At 64.3% G+C, this 23019-nt stretch carries 21 protein-coding genes; 17 read left to right on the top strand and 4 right to left on the bottom strand.

The window, feature by feature from the left end; translation table 11 throughout:
• Positions 1–14 precede the first annotated feature (14 nt).
• From RAZWK3B_RS14210 to murJ, 4 genes are all read left to right on the top strand, one after another.
• A complete protein-coding gene (locus RAZWK3B_RS14210; protein WP_007816314.1) occupies positions 15–974 on the top strand; it encodes a tripartite tricarboxylate transporter substrate binding protein in 960 nt (319 codons plus the stop codon).
• A 77-nt stretch (positions 975–1051) separates the two neighbouring features.
• Positions 1052–2461, top strand: a complete 1410-nt coding sequence (sauS, locus tag RAZWK3B_RS14205) for an acylating sulfoacetaldehyde dehydrogenase (protein WP_007816312.1) — start codon at positions 1052–1054, stop codon at positions 2459–2461.
• Positions 2458–3966, top strand: a complete 1509-nt coding sequence (locus RAZWK3B_RS14200; RefSeq protein ID WP_007816310.1) for an AMP-binding protein — start codon at positions 2458–2460, stop codon at positions 3964–3966. The genes sauS and RAZWK3B_RS14200 overlap by 4 nt, the downstream gene beginning before the upstream one ends.
• A 274-nt stretch (positions 3967–4240) precedes the next feature.
• On the top strand, positions 4241–5779 hold the full coding sequence (murJ, locus tag RAZWK3B_RS14195) for a murein biosynthesis integral membrane protein MurJ (protein WP_007816309.1): 1539 nt from the start codon (positions 4241–4243) through the stop codon (positions 5777–5779).
• Positions 5780–5783: 4 nt separating this feature from the next.
• On the opposite strand, the gene RAZWK3B_RS14190 is transcribed toward murJ, so the two are convergent.
• Positions 5784–6470 carry a rhomboid family intramembrane serine protease gene (locus tag RAZWK3B_RS14190; RefSeq protein WP_007816308.1) on the bottom strand — a complete coding sequence of 229 codons (687 nt, stop codon included), beginning with the start codon at positions 6468–6470 and terminating at the stop codon, positions 5784–5786.
• Positions 6471–6544: 74 nt separating this feature from the next.
• Here RAZWK3B_RS14190 and trpS point away from each other — a divergent pair, with 74 nt between their 5' ends.
• The 8 genes from trpS to RAZWK3B_RS14150 all read left to right on the top strand — a co-directional run bounded on the left by trpS (position 6545) and on the right by RAZWK3B_RS14150 (position 14699).
• A complete protein-coding gene (trpS, locus tag RAZWK3B_RS14185; RefSeq protein ID WP_007816307.1) occupies positions 6545–7570 on the top strand; it encodes a tryptophan--tRNA ligase in 1026 nt (341 codons plus the stop codon).
• Positions 7571–7622: 52 nt separating this feature from the next.
• Positions 7623–8204, top strand: coding sequence for a VOC family protein (locus RAZWK3B_RS14180; protein WP_007816306.1), 582 nt, complete (start codon positions 7623–7625; stop codon positions 8202–8204).
• Between the two features lie 101 nt (positions 8205–8305).
• A complete protein-coding gene (locus tag RAZWK3B_RS14175) occupies positions 8306–8791 on the top strand; it encodes a VOC family protein (RefSeq protein ID WP_007816304.1) in 486 nt (161 codons plus the stop codon).
• A 135-nt stretch (positions 8792–8926) separates the two neighbouring features.
• The gene (locus RAZWK3B_RS14170) at positions 8927–9796 is read left to right on the top strand and encodes a branched-chain amino acid aminotransferase (protein WP_007816302.1); all 870 of its coding nucleotides are present in this window, start codon (positions 8927–8929) and stop codon (positions 9794–9796) included.
• Between the two features lie 88 nt (positions 9797–9884).
• Positions 9885–11912, top strand: a complete 2028-nt coding sequence (locus RAZWK3B_RS14165) for an NADPH-dependent 2,4-dienoyl-CoA reductase (RefSeq protein ID WP_037295923.1) — start codon at positions 9885–9887, stop codon at positions 11910–11912.
• Between the two features lie 169 nt (positions 11913–12081).
• A complete protein-coding gene (locus RAZWK3B_RS14160; RefSeq protein WP_037295921.1) occupies positions 12082–12987 on the top strand; it encodes a LysR family transcriptional regulator in 906 nt (301 codons plus the stop codon).
• Positions 12988–13154: 167 nt separating this feature from the next.
• A complete protein-coding gene (locus RAZWK3B_RS14155) occupies positions 13155–13694 on the top strand; it encodes an NADPH-dependent FMN reductase (protein WP_007816297.1) in 540 nt (179 codons plus the stop codon).
• 210 nt (positions 13695–13904) lie between these two features.
• Positions 13905–14699, top strand: coding sequence for an HTD2 family dehydratase (locus RAZWK3B_RS14150; protein ID WP_232279543.1), 795 nt, complete (start codon positions 13905–13907; stop codon positions 14697–14699).
• A 90-nt stretch (positions 14700–14789) separates the two neighbouring features.
• On the opposite strand, the gene RAZWK3B_RS14145 is transcribed toward RAZWK3B_RS14150, so the two are convergent.
• Positions 14790–15821 (bottom strand): NAD(P)/FAD-dependent oxidoreductase, encoded by a 1032-nt coding sequence (locus RAZWK3B_RS14145; RefSeq protein ID WP_007816287.1) that lies wholly within the window; start codon positions 15819–15821, stop codon positions 14790–14792.
• Positions 15822–15939: 118 nt separating this feature from the next.
• Here RAZWK3B_RS14145 and mnmC2 point away from each other — a divergent pair, with 118 nt between their 5' ends.
• The 4 genes from mnmC2 (at position 15940) to RAZWK3B_RS14125 (ending at position 19177) form a co-directional block, all read left to right on the top strand.
• Complete coding sequence (gene mnmC2 / locus RAZWK3B_RS14140) at positions 15940–16617, top strand: tRNA (5-methylaminomethyl-2-thiouridine)(34)-methyltransferase MnmC2 (RefSeq protein ID WP_007816285.1); 678 nt, start codon at positions 15940–15942, stop codon at positions 16615–16617.
• Positions 16614–17480 carry a DMT family transporter gene (locus tag RAZWK3B_RS14135; protein ID WP_007816283.1) on the top strand — a complete coding sequence of 289 codons (867 nt, stop codon included), beginning with the start codon at positions 16614–16616 and terminating at the stop codon, positions 17478–17480. The genes mnmC2 and RAZWK3B_RS14135 overlap by 4 nt, the downstream gene beginning before the upstream one ends.
• A gap of 122 nt (positions 17481–17602) precedes the next feature.
• Complete coding sequence (locus RAZWK3B_RS14130) at positions 17603–17977, top strand: hypothetical protein (protein ID WP_007816281.1); 375 nt, start codon at positions 17603–17605, stop codon at positions 17975–17977.
• A gap of 75 nt (positions 17978–18052) precedes the next feature.
• Positions 18053–19177 (top strand): transporter, encoded by a 1125-nt coding sequence (locus tag RAZWK3B_RS14125; protein ID WP_232279542.1) that lies wholly within the window; start codon positions 18053–18055, stop codon positions 19175–19177.
• 7 nt (positions 19178–19184) lie between these two features.
• On the opposite strand, the gene RAZWK3B_RS14120 is transcribed toward RAZWK3B_RS14125, so the two are convergent.
• Entirely contained in the window at positions 19185–21143 is a 1959-nt protein-coding gene (locus RAZWK3B_RS14120; RefSeq protein WP_007816273.1) for a lytic transglycosylase domain-containing protein, read from the bottom strand.
• A gap of 173 nt (positions 21144–21316) precedes the next feature.
• Between RAZWK3B_RS14120 and dapA the strand changes: the two genes are divergently transcribed.
• Positions 21317–22192, top strand: a complete 876-nt coding sequence (gene dapA, locus RAZWK3B_RS14115) for a 4-hydroxy-tetrahydrodipicolinate synthase (protein WP_007816272.1) — start codon at positions 21317–21319, stop codon at positions 22190–22192.
• A 107-nt stretch (positions 22193–22299) separates the two neighbouring features.
• On the opposite strand, the gene RAZWK3B_RS14110 is transcribed toward dapA, so the two are convergent.
• The gene (locus tag RAZWK3B_RS14110; protein ID WP_007816271.1) at positions 22300–22998 is read right to left on the bottom strand and encodes an NYN domain-containing protein; all 699 of its coding nucleotides are present in this window, start codon (positions 22996–22998) and stop codon (positions 22300–22302) included.
• Positions 22999–23019 lie beyond the last annotated feature (21 nt).

The raw sequence follows: 23019 nt of genomic DNA, 5'->3' as shown, positions 1-23019 counted from the left end.
GGAGGAAAACCAAGATGAGAAAACTACTGACAGGGGTCGCAACGGCCCTCGCACTGGCCGCAGCACCCGCAGTGGCACAGGATTACCCCGAACGTCCGCTGATGCTGATGGTCAGCTACGGCGCAGGCGGCGCGACCGATTTTCAGGCGCGCATCGCCACCATGACGGCGGGCAACGAGGATGCCCTCGGGCAGCCCATCGCCATCGTCAACAAGCCCGGCGCGGGCGGTCGTGTGGGCTGGAACTGGCTGGCCACGCAGGCCGAGGCCGACGGCTACACTCTTGGCGCCTACAACGTGCCCCATTTCATCGCCCAGTCGATCGAAGGCGGCGTGGAATACTCCATCGACAGCTTCGAGCCGATCGCCAACTGGGGCGCTGACCCGGCGGTTTTCGTCGTCGGCGCCGACAGCGACTTCAACTCGATGGCCGATGTCGTGGCCTACGCCAAGGAAAACCCCGGCAAGCTGACCTTCTCGGGCGCGGGCCTCTTCGTGGGTCACCACATCGCAGCGCTGCAGCTTGAGCAGGCCGCAGGCGTGAAACTGGCCTATATCCCGAACAACCAGGGCGGCGCCGGCGCCATGAAAGCCGTGATCGCGGGCGACGTGCTGGGTGGGGTCAACAACCTCTCCGACGCGTTCCGCGCCGCGCAGGCCGGCAACGTCAAGATCCTCGGCGTGTTCGACCTCGAGCGCAGCTCGTTCCTGCCCGACGTGCCGACCATGATCGAACAGGGCTACGACATCGACAACGCCAGCGTGAACTTCCGCGGCATCATGGTGCCCAAGGGTACCCCGCAAGAGGTGATCGACAAACTGGCCGCGACCGTCCCCGCCATGTTCGAGAGCAGCCGCGTCCAAAGCAAGATGGAAGCCGGCGGCTCGCCGATGAAGATCATGGGCCGCGATGAAGTGATCGAGATGTGGAAAGCCCGTCAGGCCACTCTGGAGAAACTGCTCGCCGGTCTCTGACCCTCGCAGCACTTACGCAAAACCCACCGGACAGGGCGGACCGCCCGCCCTGTCCACCCTACCAAGGAAAGACCGTTATGAACGCGCATCAAGACATCACCGCCGTGGACCGCATCATGGATCGCGCCCGCGCCGCTCAGGCCACCTTCGAGGACGGCGCCACCCAGGACCGCTATGACCGCGCCGCACAGGCCTCCGCATGGGCGATCATGGAGCCGGGCCGCAACCGTGCCCTCGCGGAACTGTCGGTCAAGACCACGGGCCTGGGCAACGTGCCCGACAAGATCACCAAGAACCACCGCAAGACCCTTGGCCTGATGCGCGATATCGCCACCGCCAAAACCCATGGCATCGTCTCGGACGATCCCGCCACCGGCATCACCGAGATCGCCCGCCCCATCGGGGTGATCGGCGCCGTGGTTCCCTCGACCAATCCGGCCGCGACCCCGGCCAACAACATCATCAACGCCCTGAAATGCGGCAACGCAATCGTGCTGTCGCCCTCGCCCAAGGGCATCGCCGCCTGCGAGATGCTTCTCGGCTTCATCCATGCGGAATTCGACAAGATCGGGCTGGATCATGACCTCGTGCAGATGGTTCCGCCCCCAGGCTCGAAGGAAAAAACCCAGCGGATGCTGGAGCAATCCGATCTGGTGGTCGTGACCGGCAGTCAGGACAATGTGCGCCGCGCCTATACCTGCGGCACCCCCGCGATCGGCGTGGGCGCAGGCAACGTCACCGTGATCGTCGACGACACCGCCGATCTCGACGCCGCCGCGCAAAAGATCGCCGCCTCCAAGACCTTCGACAACGCCACCTCCTGTTCGTCGGAAAACGCTCTGGTCGTGGTGGACGCGATCTATGACGCCTTTGTGGCCGCAATGGCCCGGCATGGCGGCGCGCTGATCCCCGAAAGCGGCGAGGCGCAGATCGTCGAACGGCTCTGGCCCGACGGCAAGCTCAACCGCTCGGTCATCGCTCAGGACGCCGATGTGATGATCGAAGCGCTTGGCCTGACCGGGCAGGTGCCCGCCGATACGCAATTCCTCGCCGTCGAAACCAAGGGCATCGGCCCGGACCACCCCCTGTCGGGCGAAAAGCTCAGCCGTGTGGTCGCGCTCTATCGCGCCGCCGATTTCTCCGACGCCGCCCACATCGCCAGCCGCGTCCTCGAACATCAGGGTGCCGGCCATTCCATCGGCCTGCACAGCGCCGATGAAAACCGCGCGCTCCATCTGGGCGAGACGATCCCCACCTGCCGCGTCATCGTCAATCAGGCGCATTGCTTCGCCACCGGCGGCGCCTTCAACAACGGCATGCCCTTTTCCCTGTCGATGGGCTGCGGAAGCTGGGGCGGCAACTCCATCGACGACAATCTGAACTGGCGGCATTTCATGCAGACCACCAAGATCGTCCGCGAAATCCCCCCTGTCGAACCCTCGGTCGAAGACATCTTCTCCGGTTACTGGGCGGATGCGGGAAAATGATCCTGTCCCCTACCGTTCCGCCCGCCGGCACGGTCCGAGACTGGATCGACGCCCGCGCACAGACAGGCGGCACCGCCTTCGTCTTTCCCGAAACCGGCGACACGCTCGATTGGCCGACGCTGCGCGCCACCGCCCACCGGATTGCCGGTCTGCTGCTCTCGAGCGGCGCGCAGAAGGGCGAAAGCATCGCCATTGTCATGCCCAATGGCCGCCCCGCCATCGAGGCGCTCTACGGCACGCTGGTCGGAGGGTTCCGCGCCACGATGATTAACCTCGCCGCCGGGCGCGATGCCATCGCCTATGCGCTCGACCATTCCGAAGCGCGCTTCGCCTTCGTCGATGACAGCGCGATGGAGCTTTTCACCGATGCGGCCCAAGGCCTCCCGGTGACCCGGCTCACCCCGGCGAATGTCCCCGATACGGCCACCGACACCGCCCCGGACCTGCCGCCGCTGTCGCCCTCCGATCATGCGCTGCTGATGTATACCTCGGGCACCACCGGACGGCCCAAGGGCGTGGTCCATACCCATGCCAGCCTTCTGGCGGGCGGCTGGACGCCATCGATCGCCCATGATCTCTCGCCAGATGATCGGGGGCTTTGCGTGCTGCCCATCTACCATATCAACGGGCTGTGCGTGTCGGTCATGGGATCTCTGGTGTCAGGCGGCTCGCTGGCGCTGTGCTCGCGGTTCTCGGCCAGCCGCTTCTGGGATTGGGCCGAACAGTCGAAAGCCACATGGTTTTCCGTTGTCCCGACGATCATTTCCCACCTGCTGCATTCCGACATTGACCCGCCCGCTTCGGTCAAGACGCGCCTGCGCTTCGGGCGCTCGGCCTCGTCTCCTCTGGCCCCGGATGTGCAGACCGCGTTCGAAACCCGCTTCGATGTGCCCATCGTGGAAACCATGGGCCTCACGGAAACCGCCGCGCAAATCCTGTCGAACCCCCTGCCTCCCGGTGTGCGCAAGATCGGCTCTCCGGGCATCGCTTTCGGCAACGAGGCGGCGATCCTCGGCCCTGATCTGCAGCCTATCGCCCCCGGTCAGGAAGGCGAGATCGCGGTGCGCGGGCCGAATGTGATGCTCGAATACCTCAAGAACCTGCAAGCCACCGCCGATACCTTCACCCCCGATGGCTGGCTGCGTACCGGCGATCTGGGGCGGCAGGACAAGGATGGCTACTTCTTCGTCACTGGCCGCCTCAAGGAGTTGATCATCAAGGGCGGCGAAAACATCGCCCCCCGCGAAGTCGACGAGGCCCTCTATTCCCATCCCGACATCATCGAGGCCGCCGCCTTCGCACGCCCCTGTGACCGCTATGGCGAACGCGTCGAAGCGGCGGTGGCGATCCGTCAGGGCTCAACCCTCTCCGAGACCGATCTGATCGCGATCTGCACCAGCAAGCTGGGGGGCTTCAAATCCCCCGACCGGGTGCATTTCCTGCCGGAACTGCCCAAGGGACCCTCGGGCAAGATCCAGCGCCGCAAACTCTGCGAGATCCTCTGACAGGGCTTGCGTGTACCCGACCCGACCGGGCCTGCATTCCGCGCAGGCCCGCTTCGGGCCGCGCGATGCGTTAATCATTGATCGTCCGGCGCTTCGCACCGATCCTGCACCGACGCGATACCGACGTTATACCGACGTGATACTGAGCCGGCTTTTTGCCGCCTTTTCAGGCGATTAACCCTGATTCGCCCGTCTCCGCCGCGTCTCCCCCTTCCCCCCCTTCCTGCGATGGGCTACTCCTTGCCCCACCCGCCCCAACCCGAGGCCAGCCATCATGAAACCCGTCCGCCTGCTTTCCGGTGTCCTGACCGTCAGCGGCTGGACCCTTCTGAGCCGGGTTCTGGGCTTCGTCCGCGACGTGCTGATCGCCAACTATCTCGGCCCCGGCGCGCTGATGGATGCATTCGTCGCCGCCTTCCGCCTGCCCAACATGTTCCGCCGCTTCTTTGCCGAAGGCGCCTTCAACGCGGCATTTGTTCCAATGTTTTCAAAGAAATACGAAGGCCACGAAGATCATGAACAGTTTGCTTCGCAGGCGCTGTCCGGTCTTGCCCTTGTGCTGTTGACGCTCACCGGGCTGTCGATGATCTTCATGCCCGCGCTGGTCTGGGCCACCGCCGAGGGCTTTGCAGGCGACGCGCGCTTCGATCTCACGGTCGAGTTCGGGCGCATCGTCTTTCCTTATATCCTGTTCATCTCTCTCGCCGCCCTGTTCTCGGGCGTGCTCAACGCCGCAGGCCGCTTCGCCGCCGCCGCCGCGGCACCCGTGCTGCTGAACGTGATGCTGGTGGCGGCCATGGTTGTCGCCGCTCAAACCGGCGGCGCCGTCGCGCAAGCCCTTGTTTGGACTATACCTTTTGCCGGCATAGCTCAGCTTGCACTGGTCTGGAACGCGGCCCGCCGCGCCGGGTTCCGCATCCTGCCGACCCGCCCCAGATGGACGCCCGACATGGCCCGCCTCGTCCGGATCGCCATCCCGGCAGCCCTTGCCGGCGGGGTCATGCAGGTCAATCTTCTGGTGGGCCAGCAGGTCGCCTCGAACTATGACAAGGCGGTCAGCTGGCTCTACTCGGCGGACCGGCTCTATCAGCTTCCGCTTGGCGTGGTGGGGATCGCCGTGGGCATCGTGCTGCTGCCCGATCTGTCGCGCCGTCTCAAGGTCGATGACCAGTCCGGCGCGCGCGAGGCGTATTCCCGCGCGGCCGAAATTTCCCTCGCCCTTACAGTGCCTTGCGCGGTCGCCCTTGTCGCTGTGCCGCTGCCTCTGGTCTCGGTCCTGTTCGAGCGTGGCGCCTTTACCACCGACGACACAGCCGCCACCGCACTTGCCGTGGCGATCTACGGGCTGGGGCTTCCGGCCTTCGTTCTGCAAAAGATCCTGCAACCGCTTTTCTTCGCCCGCGAAGACACCAAAAGCCCCTTCCGCTATGCCGTTGTGGCCATGATCGTGAACGCGGCTCTCGCCGTTGGCCTTGCTTTCGTGATCGGCTGGATCGCCGCCGCCATCGCCACCACGATCGCCGGCTGGGTCATGGTCTGGCTCTTGTTTCGCGGTGCGCACCCCTTTGGCGAGGTGGCCCGCGTCGACGACCGTTTCCGCCGCCGCGTCTGGCGCATCGGGCTGGCCTCGGTCGCGATGGGCGCAGTGATCTGGGGGGTAAACCTGCTTCTACTGCCGATGTTCGGCATGTCGGGTTTGCGCTGGATCGCCCTTGTTTTCATGATCCTCGCAGGGATCATCAGCTATTTCGGCATCGGCCACCTGATCGGCGCGTTCCGCCTGTCCGAGTTCCGGCAAGCGTTCCGCCGCTGAGCATTCAGCGATGCCTGATCTTGGCGCGGATCTTGGCCCAGCCCCCCGGCGCCAGGAAAAACGACAGCACGAAGCCTGACGCGAACCCCGCCACATCCGCCACCCAGGTGCTGTTCGCACCGAACAGCAAACCGAACACCAGCTGCAACGCCATCAGCAACCCGATCAGGGTGAAGGCCCGGTATTGCTTGGCCCCCATCTGCCCCAGCTTGAGCCACATCAGGTAAGTAAACCCGCCAATCAGCCCATAAACCCCCGGAAATGTCCCCATGAGCCAGGGCCGCTCGGGTCCGACAAACCCGAACACAAGCGCCCCCACTACGGCGGACGCGACGAACAACACCAGCGTCGCCCATTGCGCAAATACCTCGGCCACGAATTTGCCAAGCGCCAGCAGCATCACACCGCCAATCAGCGCATGAGTGAACGAGCCGTGGATGAAAATATACGTCCCAAACCGCTTGAGATGCTCCATCGGCCACAGGCCTTGCTGACGCATCCAGGCAAAGATCTCGGCATTGAACCCGTAATCCTGTATCGCCGCCTGCCGCCAGCCGACAGCCTCCGGCCCTCCCAGAATCCCGCGTGTGCCCAGTAAGAACATCGCCTCAATCCCGACAATTAGCAGGAAAAGCGCGACGATAACGGGTGGCAAGGGATTTACGGGGTGGTCATGCGGGGCGCTGCTCATGCCGGGTATCCTTGACGGGGCTTTGGCCCATGGGTAAGCGAGGCAGGCACAGAAATCCACAACGGAGATCAGCCATGGCCGAGGCAGCCTTCACCCCGCGTGTCTTTTCGGGCATCCAGCCTTCGGGCAACCTCACGCTTGGCAATTACCTTGGCGCGCTCAAGCGGTTCGCCAACAGCCAGAACGAGGGGGTCGAGTCGATCTTCTGCATGGTCGATCTGCACGCGATAACTGTGTGGCAGGATCCCGCGAAACTGCGCCATGCCACACGCGAACTGGCCGCCGGCTTCATCGCATCGGGGCTGGATCCGCAGAAATCCATCCTGTTCAACCAGTCCCAGGTGCCCGAGCACACCCAGATGGCATGGGTCTTCAACTGCGTCGCGCGCATGGGCTGGATGAAGCGCATGACGCAATTCAAGGACAAGGCCGGCAAGAACGCCGAGCAGGCCAGCCTTGGGCTTTTCGGTTACCCTGCGCTGATGGCCGCCGATATCCTTGTCTATCACGCAACCCATGTCCCGGTGGGCGAGGATCAGAAACAGCATCTGGAGCTGACCCAGGAAATCGCTCGCAAGTTCAATCACGACTACGGTGTGGCGTTCTTTCCCGAAACCCAGCCGGTGATCGAAGGGGCAGCCACCCGCGTCATGAGCCTGCGCGACGGCACCAAGAAGATGTCGAAATCCGACCCTTCGGACATGAGCCGCATCAATCTGACCGACGATGCCGATACGATCGCCAAGAAGATCCGCAAGGCCAAGACCGACCCCGAGCCATTGCCCTCCGACGCCGAGGGGCTGGAGGACCGGCCCGAGGCCCGCAACCTTGTGAATATCTACGCCGCCCTGTCGGATCGAAGCGTCGCTGATGTGATGCGTGAGGTCGGCGGCAAACCGTTTTCCGAGTTCAAGCCGATGCTCGCCGATCTTGCTGTCGACAGGATCGCACCGATCTCCGATGAAATGGCCCGCCTGATGAAAGATGTGTCGGAAATCGACCACATTCTGACAGATGGCGCCGCGCGCGCCCGCACGATTGCCCAGCCGATCCTCCAGCAAACCTACCAGATCATGGGAATGGTCGGCGCGATGCCCTGACGATCGCCTCCTCTGCAAAGGCCTCGCGGCGCCCGTAAAAAAGGAGACACCGATGCGCAAGCTGCAGACACAAGGCGTGCACCATATCACGCTGACCGGCGCCGACAGGCAGACCTCGATCGATTTCTGGGAGGGGGTTCTGGGAATGCCCTTCATCTTCGATCAGCCCAATCTCGATGATCCTGACGAGGGCCATCTCTATTTCGATCCCGGTGACGGGCGGCTGATCACCATTTTCACCAACGAGACCCGCAAACCCGTTCACAACCGCACGCCGACGGACCCGGGCTGCGTGCATCATGTCGCCTTCAACGTGAGCCACGCGACATTCTCCCAGGTGGTCGAACGCCTGAACGAGCGTGGCATCGGCCATTCCGGGCCCAAGGATCGCGGGTTCATGGACTCGATCTATTTCAAGGATCCGCTCGGGCTTCTGATCGAACTGGCCTGCTATCGGTTCGAGCCGCCCTTCGGCTGCTCACATGCCGATGTGATGATCGAGGCGCACCGCATCCGCGTGGAACGCGGCGATTACAACATCGCGGAAATCCACCTCGCCGACGCGCTCGAACGTCTGGTGCAGCGCAGGCAGCAATCGCTGTCCGCCGACCGCGCGCCGCGCAATCCTTACTGACCACTCGCGCATCACCGCACATAACCTGCCCGTTTCTGCCCAATTGCCGGAAGGTCCATGGCACCCTTAGCTTTGCTCCACCCTGAGCGAAAGGAGCCGCCTTGACCCAACCCATCCATCCGCAGGCCCGGATCGGGCACGTGCATCTCAAGGTCGGCGATCTCGACCGGGCGATCGCGTTCTATTCCGGGGTGCTCGGCTTCACCCTTCAGCAGCGTTGGGGAGACAGTGCCGCCTTTCTCGGCGCGGGCGGCTATCACCACCATATCGGGCTGAACACCTGGGACAGTCTCGGCGGCACGGCAGCACCGCGCGGCCATACCGGCCTTTATCATACGGCCTTTCTCTATCCCGATCGCGCACAGCTCGCCGATGCCTTGCGCCGGGTGATGGCCGCCGACATCAAGATCGAGGGGGCCGCCGATCACGGCGTCAGCGAGGCGATCTATATCAGCGATCCGGACGGCAACGGGGTGGAACTCTATCGCGACCGCGCGCCCGAAGACTGGCCGCGCGATGCCTCAGGCGCCCTCGCCATGACGAATGCGCCGCTCGATATTGCGGCCCTTCTGGCCGAGGCCCCGTGATCGTTTCTTCTGGCCTCAAATATCCCGGGGAGCGCGAGGGGCTGGCCCCTCGCCCTCGCAACACAAGCCACCCCGCCCCCTCTGGACCCTGTCGCGCAACCCGCCTAACCTGCGGGCATATATCTGGAGGGACATATGGCGGTCGGCACCAATATTCGAACCTATTTTCAAGGCGCCTGGCATGACGGGGACCTGCCGATCATGCGGGCGGCGGATCACGGCTCGTGGTTGGGAACCACGGTGTTCGACGGGGCGCGTTTCGCCCATGGGCTAACGCCCGATCTCGACCGCCATTGCGCGCGGGCCAACGCCTCGGCCGAGGCGCTGATGATCACCCCCACCATGGACGCCTCGGACATGGTCGATATCATCCACGAAGGTCTCGGCGCCTATGCGCGCGATGCGGCCGTCTATATCCGCCCCATGTATTGGGCGATCGAGGGCGGACCGCTCGGGGTCATGCCCAAGGTTGGCGGCGAAACAGGCTTTGCCATCTGCCTCGAAGAGGTGCCGATGGCCCCACCCGGCGCCTCGGCGCGGCTGACGCGGACACGCTTTCGCCGGCCTGTGCTGGAGGATGCGGTTGTCAACGCCAAGGCCGGCTGTCTTTATCCCAACAACGCCCGGATGATCGCTGAAGCCCGCGCCAAAGGCTTCGACAACGCGCTCGTTGCCGATGCGCTTGGCAACGTGGCCGAAACCGCCACGGCCAATGTGTTTGCGGTCAAGGACGGCGAGGTGTTCACCCCGGTGGCCAACGGCACGTTTCTGGCGGGCATCACCCGCGCGCGGCATATCACGAACCTTCGCGCAGATGGCGTGCGAGTGCACGAGACGGTGATGAGCTTTCAGGATTTCCATGACGCGGACGAGGTGTTCTTGTCGGGCAACATGATGAAGGTCACCCCTGTGACGGCCTTCGATGATACAAGCTATCAGGTCGGCCCGGTGACACGCCGTGTTCTAGAGATGTATTGGGACTGGGCCGCGAGCGATGCGGCCTGACACAGTCGGGCTGACCGCTTAACGCAGCGTTCCAGATGACAAGACGCAGCGCGCAGGTCATCCTGCCCCCGAATGACCGGAGGCCCCCATGACTGACTATAGCCACCTTCTCGCACCGCTCGACCTGGGCCATGTGACGCTCAGGAACCGCGTCCTCATGGGGTCGATGCATACCGGGCTGGAGGAAACCAAGGACTGGACCCGCGTCGCGGAATTCTACGCGACACGCGCGCGCGGCGGTGTCGGCCTGATGGTGACCGGTGGCATGGCGCCCAACCGGGAGGGCGGCGTCTTTCCGGGGGCCGCAGGGCTTTATACCCCCGAGGATATCGCCAATCATCGTCATGTGACCGATCGCGTGCATGATGCGGGCGGGCGCATCGCGATGCAGATTCTCCATGCGGGCCGCTATGCCTATAGCCCCGATTGTGTCGGCCCGTCCCCGGTGAAGTCGCCGATCTCGCCCTTTGCCCCGAAAGAGCTGGACGAGGACGGGATCGAAAAGCAGATCGCCGACATCGCCACCGCCGCCGCCCGCGCCCGCGAGGCAGGCTATGACGGGGTCGAGATCATGGGGTCCGAAGGCTATTTCCTCAACCAGTTCCTCGTCACTCACACCAACAGGCGCAGCGACCGATGGGGCGGCAGCTATGAAAATCGCATGCGCCTGCCGCTCGAGGTGGTGCGCCGCGTGCGCGCCGCCGTGGGGTCGGATTTCATCGTGATCTACCGGCTGTCGATGATTGATCTTGTGCCCGATGGCTCGACCTTCGACGAAGTGATCGAACTTGCCCAAAGGGTCGAAGAGGCCGGGGCCAGCATCATCAACACCGGGATCGGCTGGCACGAGGCACGTATTCCCACCATCGCCACATCGGTGCCGCGCGCGGCCTTTGCATGGGTCACCCGCAAGCTGATGGGGAAAGTGGGCATTCCGGTCATCACCTCGAACCGGATCAATACGCCGCAGGTTGCCGAACAGGTTCTGGCCGAAGGCTGCGCCGACATGGTGTCGATGGCCCGGCCTTTCCTTGCCGATCCCGATTTCGTGCGCAAGGCGGCCGATGGGCGGGCGGATACGATCGCCCCTTGCATCGCCTGCAATCAGGCCTGTCTGGATCATACCTTCAGTGGCAAGATCTCGAGCTGTCTGGTCAATCCCCGCGCCTGTTTTGAGACTGAACTGACCGTCACGCCAACCGATCGCCCGAAATCCATTGGGGTTGTCGGTGCGGGCCCTGCAGGCCTTGCCGCAGCCATGACAGCAGCCGAACGGGGGCATGCCGTGACCCTCTTCGATCGCGACACCCGTCTTGGCGGTCAGTTGAACATGGCGCGCAAAATCCCCGGCAAGGAAGAATTTCACGGGCTGGTGGACTGGTATGAAACGATGATCCGCGATCTGGACATCACCCTGAAGCTGGGTATGGCTGCCACAGCCGACGATCTGGACGGGTTTGACGAGGTCATCATCGCCACCGGGGTCATCCCGCGCGATCCCGGCATTCCCGGGCAGGACGGGCCGAATGTGGTGTCCTATATCGATGTGCTGCGAGGGGATGCGCCTGTGGGCAAGCGCGTGGCTATTGTCGGCGCAGGCGGCATCGGTTTCGACGTTGCCGAGTATCTGGTGCATGACGGCCATGGACTGACGGAAGATCTCGAGGCCTGGAAAACCGAGTGGGGCGTGGGTGACCCGGCCATATCGCGCGGCGGCCTGGCGCCGGAAGGCCCAAGGCCCGAAGCCCCAGCACGACAGGTGACGCTTCTGCAGCGCAAGGCGGAACGCCCCGGCAAGCGGCTTGGCAAGACGACGGGCTGGATTCACCGCGCCGCGCTGCGCATGAAGAATGTGAAGATGATGAGCGGCGTGAATTACGAACGCATTGACGCAAGCGGGCTTCATATCAGCCAAGGCGAGGCGCGGGAAAACCCGACCCTGATCGAAGTCGACACAGTTGTTCTCTGCGCCGGACAGCTATCCGAGCGCAGCCTTGCCGATGCGCTCGAGGCGCGCGGGATTGTGCCACATGTCATCGGCGGCGCGGATGTCGCGGCAGAACTTGACGCCAAGCGCGCCATAGATCAGGGCACCCGCTTGGCCGCGACCTTGTGACCTTCCGATAGCAAACGCTATCTCTGTCGCATGATGAGAAACCTTCGTGTGCTTGTTTCCGTGCCACGAACGATCCAGAACAAAACCTAGATATTGTCCGCCCGACGCCCCAGTTGTGCCCGATTTTCGGGGGATACCGGTATCTGTCAAAGAATTAGAGGTAACGAGCATGGATCGTCTTACTGAAATGGAGGCCTTCGCAACGGTCGTGGACCAAGGTGGCTTCACGGACGCTGCGCGCAAGATGGGCATTTCGAAATCAGCCGTGTCCAAACACGTCTCATCGCTTGAGGCTCGGCTTGGCGCCCGCCTTCTGAACAGAACGACACGCCGCGTCAGCCCGACAGAAATCGGTCTGGCCTATTACGACCGCGCCTTGCGCGTTCTGAACGATGCTGGCGAGGCGGATGCTTTGGTCAGTTCCATGCAATCGGCGCCTTCGGGCCTGCTGCGCATATCGGTCGCAACCGATTTCGGCGTCAATCATCTGAGCCCGGTTCTGGGTGGTTTCCTCGAGGAATTCCCGGACATCTCGGTCAACATGGTGCTGAACAACCGCTATGTCGAGCTGATCTCGGAAGGGTTCGACATGGCCGTGCGGATCGGAGAGTTGGAAGACAGCAGCCTGCGTGCCCGCAAGCTGACCGAAACCACCAAGCGCATGATCGCCAGCCCCGCCTATCTTCAGAAATACGGGCGCCCGGCCAAGATCGACGATCTGAACGAACACAGGCTCCTGCATTACACCAGTCAGGCCAACGGCTCGGTTTGGAAACTGACGGCACCGTCCGGCGAGAAACGTCAGGTCCGCACCGCGGGCGGGCTGTCGGTGAATGACGGGCAGTCGCTTCTCAATGCCGCCATTTCCGGGCTCGGGATCGCGTATCTTCCCAGCTTTCTTTATGCCAAGGCGATGCAGGATGGGCTGGTCGAGGATGTCATTCCCGATCTGCCGGTCGAGACGCAGGGCATCTATGCCGTCTATCCGCCCGGCCGGTTCACCCAGCCGAAGGTGCGCGCCTTCATCGACTTCCTTGTTCATGCCTTTGCAGACAAAGGCCCGAGCGACTGGTAAGACATTCCTCCCGCCAAGACATGGCCAACTTGCCCCGGACGCTTCCCGCGCCCGGGGCTTTCTGGTTGACCCATATCGCACATCGCCTGTGCGTGCAGTGCTGTTGCCTTGCCGCGGGATCGTGCCAAGTTGAAGGCCAATAACGTAACCTGCAAAGGGGGAAATAGATGTCCAGCCCGACGCTTCTGACGATCTGCGGCTCATTGCGCAAAGGATCTTTCAACCGAATGCTGCTCAAGGAAGCCCAGGCGGCATTCGGCCCTGCCGAAACGCTGGAGGCTGATCTCAACCTGCCGCTTTACGACGGTGACCTCGAGCAGGCCCAAGGTGTGCCGCAGGCGGTCAAGGCCCTTGCGCAGCAGGTCCGTGACGCGGATGCTGTCGTGATCTCGTCGCCCGAATACAACAAGAGTATCACCGGCGTTCTGAAAAACGGGCTGGATTGGATCAGCCGGGTCGAGGGGATGCCGTTCAAGGACAAGCCGACCGTGGTGATGTCGGCCAATGCCGGACGGACTGGGGGCGAAACAGGGCAATTCATGGTGCTGAGCTGCCTTTCGCCTTTGCAAGCTCTTGTTTTGCCGGGACAAATGCTGTGTGTGGCGGCGGCTGGAAAGGAATTCGACGACAGCGGCGCGCTGACGAATGAGCATTACCTCAAGGTGTTGGCAACGCGCATGGAGGCGCTGCGCGCCGCTGTGACTTAAGCGAGATTTCCGTTTTGAAACAAAGGTTTGCGACTTTCGGTAGAGAGGATGATGGTCTGCTGAATGCCATTGTGCTCTTGCCGGAGGATAGCGGCAAAAAGCGATGGTCCAACCGATATCCTTGAGTGCTGATGTCGGTTGCAAGAGGGCCGTGGGCGCCCAACGCACTTCAGGATTGTTCCTTTTATGTCAGTGGGTTAACTTGCCGTCATGAGCCAGCCGATACATATGATATCCGACGTGATCGATCCTGCCCGCGCGAGGGCGATGCAGGTGGCGCTTGGGCTTGATGGGACGATCCAGAGCGGCGATGCCCTGCCGCCTTTTTTCCATCAGCTGTATTTCTGGGACCCGCAACCCCCTGAAAACCTTGGAAGAGATGGGCATCCGAAGGTGGGCGGGCTGATCCCGGATATGGGTCTGCCGCGCAGGATGTGGGCCGGGGGAGAGATGCAATTCCACGCGCCCCTGCGCGCGGGAATTACCGCCAAACGATTGACTTATATGGACAATTCCAAACACAAGCAGGGGCGCAGCGGGCCGCTTGGGTTTGTCACGTTACGCCATGAGATCTGGCAGGACGACATCCTGTGCCTTACCGACCGGCAAGACCTTGTCTATCGCGAAGACCCGGACCCGAACGCCGCCAAACCGACCCCGCCGGACGCGGCGAAAGACGAGGATATCTGCGAGACCCGCAGCTTCGACAGCACCCTGCTTTTTCGCTATTCCGCGCTGACATTCAATGGGCATCGCATCCACTATGATATTGATTACACGAAAGAAATAGAAGGTTATGCGGGTCTGGTGGTGCATGGTCCGCTGCTGGCGCAACTGCTGATGCTGCTGGCCGAACGCGAGCTTGGCGGCCTGTCCTCTTTTGCCTTCCGGGCCACGGCCCCTCTCATGCATTTCGAGACCGCCGAGCTGTGCTGGCGCTCGGATGGGCGGGCATGGGTGCGCGGCCCGGACGGGCGGCAATGCATGGAGGCGACAGCCCGCTGATTTGGTACGATCCATACGAAACCTACGCGCGTTTGGGACGAAACCCGGCGCGTTCCCCCGAATTTGTGTCCATCCCGTACACAAACCGGCCTAAAGCGAGGCCTCGGGGCGGAAATCGGGGGGTATCCCGTCGACCCCGTCGAGCACAAGATCGGCCATCACCTGCGCCACCTTGGGCGCCATGCCGAAGCCGATCTTGAACCCGCCATTGGCGATGAACTGACCCTCATGCAGCGGGTGCGCCCCGAGCATTGGCGCGCGCGACCGGGTGCGCGGACGCACCCCGGCCCACCGTTCGATCACCGGCGCATCGCGCAGGGCCGGAACGGCGGCGCGGGCGCGGGCGATCACGGCGTGAAGCTGCTCGTCGGTGGTGGCGGGATCGTCATAGTCCCGCTCGGAGGTGGAGCCGATGGCGGTGGTGCCGTCCTCATGCGGGACGATATGCACCGTGTCGGCGAAAAGCTGCGGTTGGTCCGGCGCGGCATGGGCCAGCACGGCGCCCTGCCCCTTGACCCCGTTTCCGACCATGCGCCCGCGATGGGCCGTCAGCGCGTCAAGGTCGGCCACCCCGGTGGCCCAGACGACAGAGCCGGAGAGAGCGCCCTCGGCCAACACCTTGCCGCCGCGCGCGGTGATCGCGGCGGCAAGTGCTGCACAGGCAAGGCGCGGATGCAGACGTGCGGTGAGCGTGTCGCGAATGAGCCAGCCGGTCGGGGTGAGCGGCGCCCAGTCGAGCGTGTCGGCGCGGATCACCTCCCAGTCGGCCTGCCCCTGCCAGAGGGTGCGCGCGCCCGCGGCGCGGGTCTGAGCCAGATCGAGGGCGTGATCGTCGGGCACGGGCTGCAACCGGCCAAGACGCGCATAACCGGGCGAGAGGCCCGAGGCGTCCTGCACGCCCGCCCAGAAATCTTCGGCCATCATCAGGCTGTCGAACTGGAACGCCTTCTTGTCGTTCCAGTTTTCCGGCACATGAGGCGCCAGCGCGCCTACGACGCCACCCGAAGCGCCCGCGCCCGGGCCATGCGGATCGATCACCTGCACCGAGACGCCACGGCCAAGGCAGGCCCATGCCACCGAGAGGCCGAAAATGCCCGCGCCCATCACCGTCACGTCCGCCATTGCCATTCCCTTGCGCCACAGCCATTGTCGTGGCGGTTATGGCACAGGGGGGCGGCGCTGCCCACCGGCTGGATACGCGGGCGGGCGCAAAAACGCAGTCCGGGAGCGGAACGGGATCATGGACGAGCGCAAGGCGGAACTGGAATGGCGCGAGGGCGGTGTCCCGGTCTCGATGCGGTTCGACGATCCCTATTACAGCCTGGAGAACGGGCTGGAGGAAACCCGGCATGTGTTTCTGGGGGGCAATGACCTGCCGGAGCGGTTTCGCGACGGGTTTCATGTGGCGGAGCTGGGATTCGGGACCGGGCTGAACCTGCTGACCACGCTCGCGGAATGGCGCGAGGCGGGCACCTTGGGCGTGCTGCGCTTCACCAGTTTCGAGGCGTTTCCGATGGCGGCGGATGACATGATCCGCGCGCAGGCAGGCTTTGCCGAGTTGGCCGGGATCGCCGCCGAGCTTGCCGGCCATTGGCAGGCCGGCGCGCGAGAGCTGCGCCTGCCCGATCTGGAGTTTCGGCTGATCGAGGGCGATGCGCGCGAGACGCTGCGCACATGGGACGGCCACGCGGACGCATGGTATCTGGACGGGTTTTCACCCGCGAAGAACCCTGAATTGTGGGAGCCGCGCCTGATGCGGGAGGTGTTTGCGCATACCGCACCGGATGGCACGGCCGCGAGCTATACCGCTGCAGGCTTCGTGCGCCGGGGTCTGCAGGATGCGGGGTTTGCAGTCAGCCGCGTGCCGGGATATGGCCGCAAGAGGCATATGACACGTGCCGTGAAAGGCCCCTCATGACCGAACAGAACACCCGCCTTGGCATCATGCTGATGGTGGCGACCACTTTCATTTTCGCCGTGCAGGACGGTATTTCGCGCCATCTGGCGGGGGAATACAACGTGCTGATGGTGGTGATGATCCGCTATTGGTTCTTTGCCGCCTTCGTGATTGCCGTGGCGGCCCGAAAGGCTGGCGGCCTGCGCGCGGCGGCAAGGACCGAACAACCGCTGATGCAGGGGTTTCGCGCGCTGCTTCTTGTGACCGAGATCTGCGTGATGATCTTTGGCTTTACCATGCTGGGGCTGGTGGAAAGCCACGCGGTCTTTGCCTGCTACCCGCTGCTGATCGCGGCGCTGTCGGGGCCGGTGCTGGGCGAGCGGGTGGGCTGGCGGCGATGGGTGGCGATCGGGGTGGGGTTCGTCGGGGTGACGATCATCCTCAAGCCGGGATTCGGCGTCTTCCAGATCGAGGCGGCGGTGCCGCTGATGGCGGCGCTGATGTTTGCGCTTTACGGGTTGCTGACGCGCTATGTGGCGCGCAAGGACAGTGCCGCGACCTCGTTCTTCTGGACGGGGACGGTGGGATCGGTGGCCATGACGGCGGTGGGCCTGTGGTTCTGGGAGCCGATGAGCCGGCCCGATTGGGTGTGGATGGCGGCGCTGTGCGTGACAGGCGCACTTGGGCATTACACGCTGATCAAGTGCTACGAGGTGGCCGAGGCCAGTTCGGTGCAGCCCTTCGCCTATCTGCAGCTGGTGTTTGCCAGCACGCTGGGGATCTTGGTGTTCAGCGAGACGATTGAGATGAACGTCGCGCTTGGGGCCGCGTTGATCGTGGGGGCGGGGCTGTTCACGCTCTGGCGGCAGCGGCAGGCGCGGTAAGGGTGTTGCAAGACGGTCCTGCGGCAGTTTGCCCGGGTTCACAGACGCGTGATCGCACGGCATAACCTTCCAGCACTGGAACCTTGGCCAATCCCGGCCCGGTCAGCAGAGGGGCGGCGAGGATGACGCGGCGCGAGCGACAGGACCGGACGGGTCTGCGCGGCCTGATGGCCGTGCTGCTTGGTCTGGTGCTGATGCTGCGGCTGATCGCAGCGCCCATCGTGGTGAGCGCGCCGCATCCCGACATGATCGCGATCTGTTCGGGTGGCGGGGTCTATTACGTCACGCTTGACGGCGAGCCGGTGGGCGGTGACGTCCCCGAAAGCGATCCCTGCCCCTATCTGGGGATTCCGCTTGCTCTTGCGGGGCTGGCGGGGCCGGTGCTGCCGCCGGTGGCGCGCGTCGCGCGCGTCACGACCCCGGCCCGTGCCGAAAGCCTTGTTCCCAGCCAGACCGCACAAGCCTATGGCGCGCGCGCGCCGCCTGTCCCTGCCTGACTGTTTGCCGAACCACAAAGACAGGATTGCGGGCGCCCCACGGTATGAGGGCAGCCCGGCACAAGGGATATGAGAATGACACGAGACTGGATGATGGCCCTCGCCATGGGTGCGGGGCTGATGACGAGTGCGGGCGCTGCACAGGCGCAGATGATGGACCACGGCGATGGCACGATGATGCACGAGGCCAAGGACAAGCCGGGGATGCATATGCAGATGCATGGCCCGGTCGGGGTGATGGGTCGACACCTGATGCCCGAGGGCAAGGTGATGCTGGGCTACAGCTTTGGCATGATGCAGATGGACGGGCTGGCCACCGGGACATCCCGGCTGGACCCGACGGTTGCGGCCACGACCGTGCCGAACAGGTTTTTCGGACTGCCGATGCAGCCGCCGACCCTGCGGGTGATCCCCGAAGAGATGGACATGCAGATGCATATGTTCAGCGCGATGTATGGCGCGTCGGACCGGGTCACGCTGATGGCGATGGTGCCCTATATCGAGAAATCCATGACGGCCACGACCTATGCGGGGCCGGCGGGGACGCGGGTTCTGGGCAGCAACAAGATGCGCTCCGAAGGTCTGGGCGATATCACGGTCGGCGCGGTGATCGGCCTCTACAAACAAGGGCGCACATCGCTGAATATGGGAATTGGCGCGAGCCTGCCCACCGGGTCGATCTCGGAGACGGGCCGCATGCTCAGCCCGATGGGCACGACGCCCGAGATGCGCATGGCCTATGGGATGCAATTGGGATCGGGCACATTGGACCTGAAGCCGTCGCTCACATGGAGCAGCGGCAAGGGGCGGCTGAACTGGGGTGCACAGGTCAGCGGCGTGATCCGGTCGGGTGATAATTCGGCGGGCTACACGCTTGGGGATGTGGCTTCGGTCACTGCCTGGGCGAGCTACAAGCCGTCGCCGTGGTTCAGCTATTCGGCGCGGCTGGAGGCCACGAGCCAGGGCCGCATCCGGGGGATCGATCCGTTCATTCGCGGCCCGATGCCGGGCAGCGACCCGGCCAATTATGGCGGCGAGACGGTGACCGCCTATCTGGGTGCCGAGCTGACCCCGCCAAGCGGCGCGCTGAAAGGCCACCGGATCGGAATGGAGGTCGGCCTGCCCGCCTATCAGAAGGTGAACGGCGTGCAGCTGAGGCGCGACTGGTCGGCGATGGTGTCCTGGCGCAAGGCGTTCTGAGGCGCGATCACTCGGACGGGGGGCGCAGGGTGTCCCCCGTCAATTCCTGCGAGAACGGCACCGGGTGGGGCGGCTGGCCCAGACGGGCGCGATAGACCGGCAGGCTTTCGGCGACGCGCATGACGTAATTGCGGGTTTCGCGGAAGGGAATGTGCTCGATCCAGTCGATCACGTCCATGTCGCCCTTGCGCGGATCGCCACGCTCTTCCATCCAGCGCGTGGGACGACCGGGACCGGCATTGTAGCCCGCCGACATCATCACGACATTGCCGCCGAAGGTTCGGGCGAGACCGGCGAGATAGACATCGCCAAGCCGCGCGTTGTAGCGCCAGTCATTGAGCACGCGCGAATCGCTGTGATCGGTCTCGCCAAGGGCGCGCGCCACGTCCGAGGCGGTGCCGGGCATCAGCTGCATCAGGCCCATGGCGCCCGCGCCGCTGACCACGCGGTGATCGAATTCGCTTTCGCGGCGGGCGATGGCGAGGGCCAGCTCCATCGGCATCAGCAGATCGAGCTCGGTCATCGGGTGCAGCGCGTAATAGGGCGCCTCGATCACGATGCTGCGCTGTGCTGCGGCCTTGCCCAGCATGACCTGCAGATGCGGCTGGCCCAGATCGGCCAGCATGTCGCCCATCTGTCCAAGACCCTGCAGATCCTGCGTGCTCGAGAGCTGCACGAAGAGGCGTTCGGCGAGGTTCAACTCGTTCGCGGCCAGCGCCAGAACGGCGGCCTTGTAAAGCGGGGTCTGCACGAACCCGGCCTGCCGCCAGTCGGGCCAGTCCTGCGCCCCGGCGAGGGCGGGATCGGCGGACACCCCGGCCTTTTCGGCGGCCAGCAGGCCATAAAAGCTGGTCTGATGCGCGGCCCCCTGACGATAAGCGATTTGCGCGGCTTCGGGATCGCCGAGCGCCTCTTGGGCGCGGCCGATCCAGTAGCCTGCACGGCCAAGCGAAATCGGCGAATCCACCGAGGCGCGAAACCGCTGGAAATGGTCGAGCGCCAGAGCCGGATCGCCCAGATAGGTCATCGCCAGATAGCCCGAGAGCCATTCCAGATCGGCGTAGGACGACCCGCTGACCAGCCCATGCTGCGCGGCCAGCGCATAGGCGGTCTGGGGGTTGTCATCGCGCATCTGCGCCCGCGCCAGATAGCGCCGCCAGCCCGACCACCTGTCAGGCTCGCCCAAACCGATCTCGGCGCGGCTTTGCTTGAGGATGACGGCGATGGCCTGTTCACTCTCGCCCCGGTCGAGGTGCCGCATGAAGAGCGCATGGGTCAGGAGCGGATCATCGCGCAGCCGCTCGGGGATGTCCGAGGCGCTGCTTGTGCCATCCTGAATGGCGGCGCGCAGGCGGGCGACCGTTGCACGGTCTTCGGGCACCAGAGGCAGCATCTTGCGCACATCGCGCAAGCCGCGCCAGAGCGCCATGTCAAGCCGGGTGACATGGTGCTGCGCGAGCAAGGGGCCATGCGCGTCGATGAAGGCGTCATGCTGTTCATCGGTGAGATCCATCGTCAGCCAGGCGAGCGCCAGAGTCGCCTCGGCCTCGCCGATGCGGTCCTCGGCCATCAGGACGCGGGCATGGGCCAAAGCGCCGGCGCCGGTCTGGGGCAGGACGCCACCCGAGAAGAATTGCAGGATCTGCGCGTCGGTGCCGGTATCGGCCAACGCCTCTTCGGACTGGCGGCGCAGGTAATCGAGGCCGGGCCACTCGGGATGATCGGACAGAAACGCCAGCACCTCGGCGGGCGTGCCGAGACCGGCGCTCAGGCGATACCATTCGATCAGCACCTCGGCGGCGGGACCGTCGCGGGCGGCAAGACGCGCGGCCACGTCCCATCGTCCGCCCTCCATCGCATGAAGGGCGCTGGCCAGTGGGCGCGGCGCCGCGGGCCGCGGATCGGCCGCAAGGGCCGGCGCGGCAAGGCAGGCCACCCCCAGAACAAGGCAAAGAACGCGCAACATCACTTGCATTTCCCGCAAAGGCGAAGGATAGACAGCGCCAGCCTAAGCCCGCGCGGCGCTGTCGTCCATTCACAAACTCGGCAGGCTGGCGGACCCTTGCCGGGGCCGCACGCGGATCAAGGCCGGTCGGGTGCCAAGGCCCCGAGGAACGATGGAAACAAAAGGAGCGTGTCATGTTCAAAGGATCTTTTCCTGCCCTGGTCACGCCGTTCAAGAACGGCGAGCTGGATCTGGACACGCTGAAGAAACTTGTCGAATGGCATATCGGCGAGGGCAGCAACGGGCTGGTGCCTGTGGGCACGACGGGCGAAAGCCCGACGCTCACCCATGAAGAGCACGAGACCGTGGTCGAGGAAGTGGTGCGCGCCGTCGCGGGCCGGGTGCCGGTGATCGCGGGCGCAGGCAGCAACAACACGCTGGAATCGATCCGCTTCATGCAGCACGCCCACAAGGTCGGCGCGGATGCGGCTTTGGTGGTGACGCCCTATTACAACAAGCCCACCCAAGCCGGGCTGATCGCGCATTTCACGGCCCTGCACGATTGCTGCGACTTGCCGATCATCATCTACAACATCCCCGGCCGGTCGGTCGTGGACATGACGCCCGAGACCATGGGGCAGCTGGCCCGTCTGCCGAGGATCGTGGGCGTCAAGGACGCCACCGGCGATCTGGCGCGCGTGAGCCAGCAGCGCATCACCTGCGGGCCGGATTTCGCGCAGATCTCGGGCGAGGATGCCACCGCGCATGGCTTCAACGCGCAAGGCGGCCAAGGCGTGATCTCGGTCACGGCCAATGTGGCGCCGAAGCTGGTGGCGCAGGTGCAGGAGGCGACGCTGGCGGGCGATTATGCCCGGGCACTGGAGCTGCAGGACCGGCTGATGCCGCTGCATCTGGCGATCTTCAAGGAGCCGGGGCTGGTGGGGGCGAAATACGCCATGTCGCGGCTGGGGCTGTGCAGCGAAGAGGTGCGCTCGCCGCTGGTGGGGCTGACCGATCCGACCCGCGCGCTGGTGGATGACGCGCTGCGCCATGCCGGGCTGATGAATTGAGAAGGGGCTGATCGGGGAAAAGGGGGCCAGCCCCCGCCGTTGAAATCCCCGAAGAGGGGGATTTCACCGACTCCCCCGGGATATTTCAGGCCAGAAGAAACCCCGGCTCAGTCGACCCGGCGCACATAGAGGTGATTGCCCTCACGGCGGGTTTCCAGAACCTTGATCGCGGCCACCAGATCGCTGAGCTTGCGGTGCCCATAGGTGCGGGTGTCGAAATCGGGATTGGCGGCGGTGACCTGCTGGCCGAGACGGCCGAGCGCATACCAGTCGCTGTCCTGATCGATGCTGTCCATGGCGCGAAACAGCAGGTCGCGCGCTTCGGTGAGGTTCTTGCCCGCGTTGGGCGCGGGCGTTTCAGCGCCTTCGGTGCCGAGGTTTTCAAGATAGATGAACCGTTTGCAGGCCTTGCGGAACGCCTCGGGGGTCTTGCGGGCGCCGATGCCGTAGACCTCGAGCCCCTGTTCGCGGATGCGGCTGGCAAGCCGGGTGAAATCGCTGTCGGAACTGACCAGAACGAAACCGTCGAAGCGGCCCGAATGCATCAGGTCCATCGCGTCGATCACCAGAGCGATATCCGAGGCGTTCTTGCCCACGGTATTGGCGGGCTGGTGATGCGGGACGAGGCCGAATTCGGCCTGCACCTTGTTCCAGCCGCTCATTTGCTGGGATGAGAAATCGCCATAGCAGCGGCGCACGCTGGCCTCGCCGATGGCGGCGATCTCTTCGAAGATCGCACGGGTCCATTTCGGCGAGGTATTGTCGGCGTCGATCAGGACGGCCAGAAGAGGCGTTCGGTCGGGCATGGCGCGTCCTTTCCCCAAGGG

It is taken from the genome of Roseobacter sp. AzwK-3b (genome assembly GCF_000170875.1).
Lineage (GTDB): Bacteria > Pseudomonadota > Alphaproteobacteria > Rhodobacterales > Rhodobacteraceae > Roseovarius > Roseovarius litoreus.
This window is presented reverse-complemented; position numbering and strand designations above follow the sequence as displayed.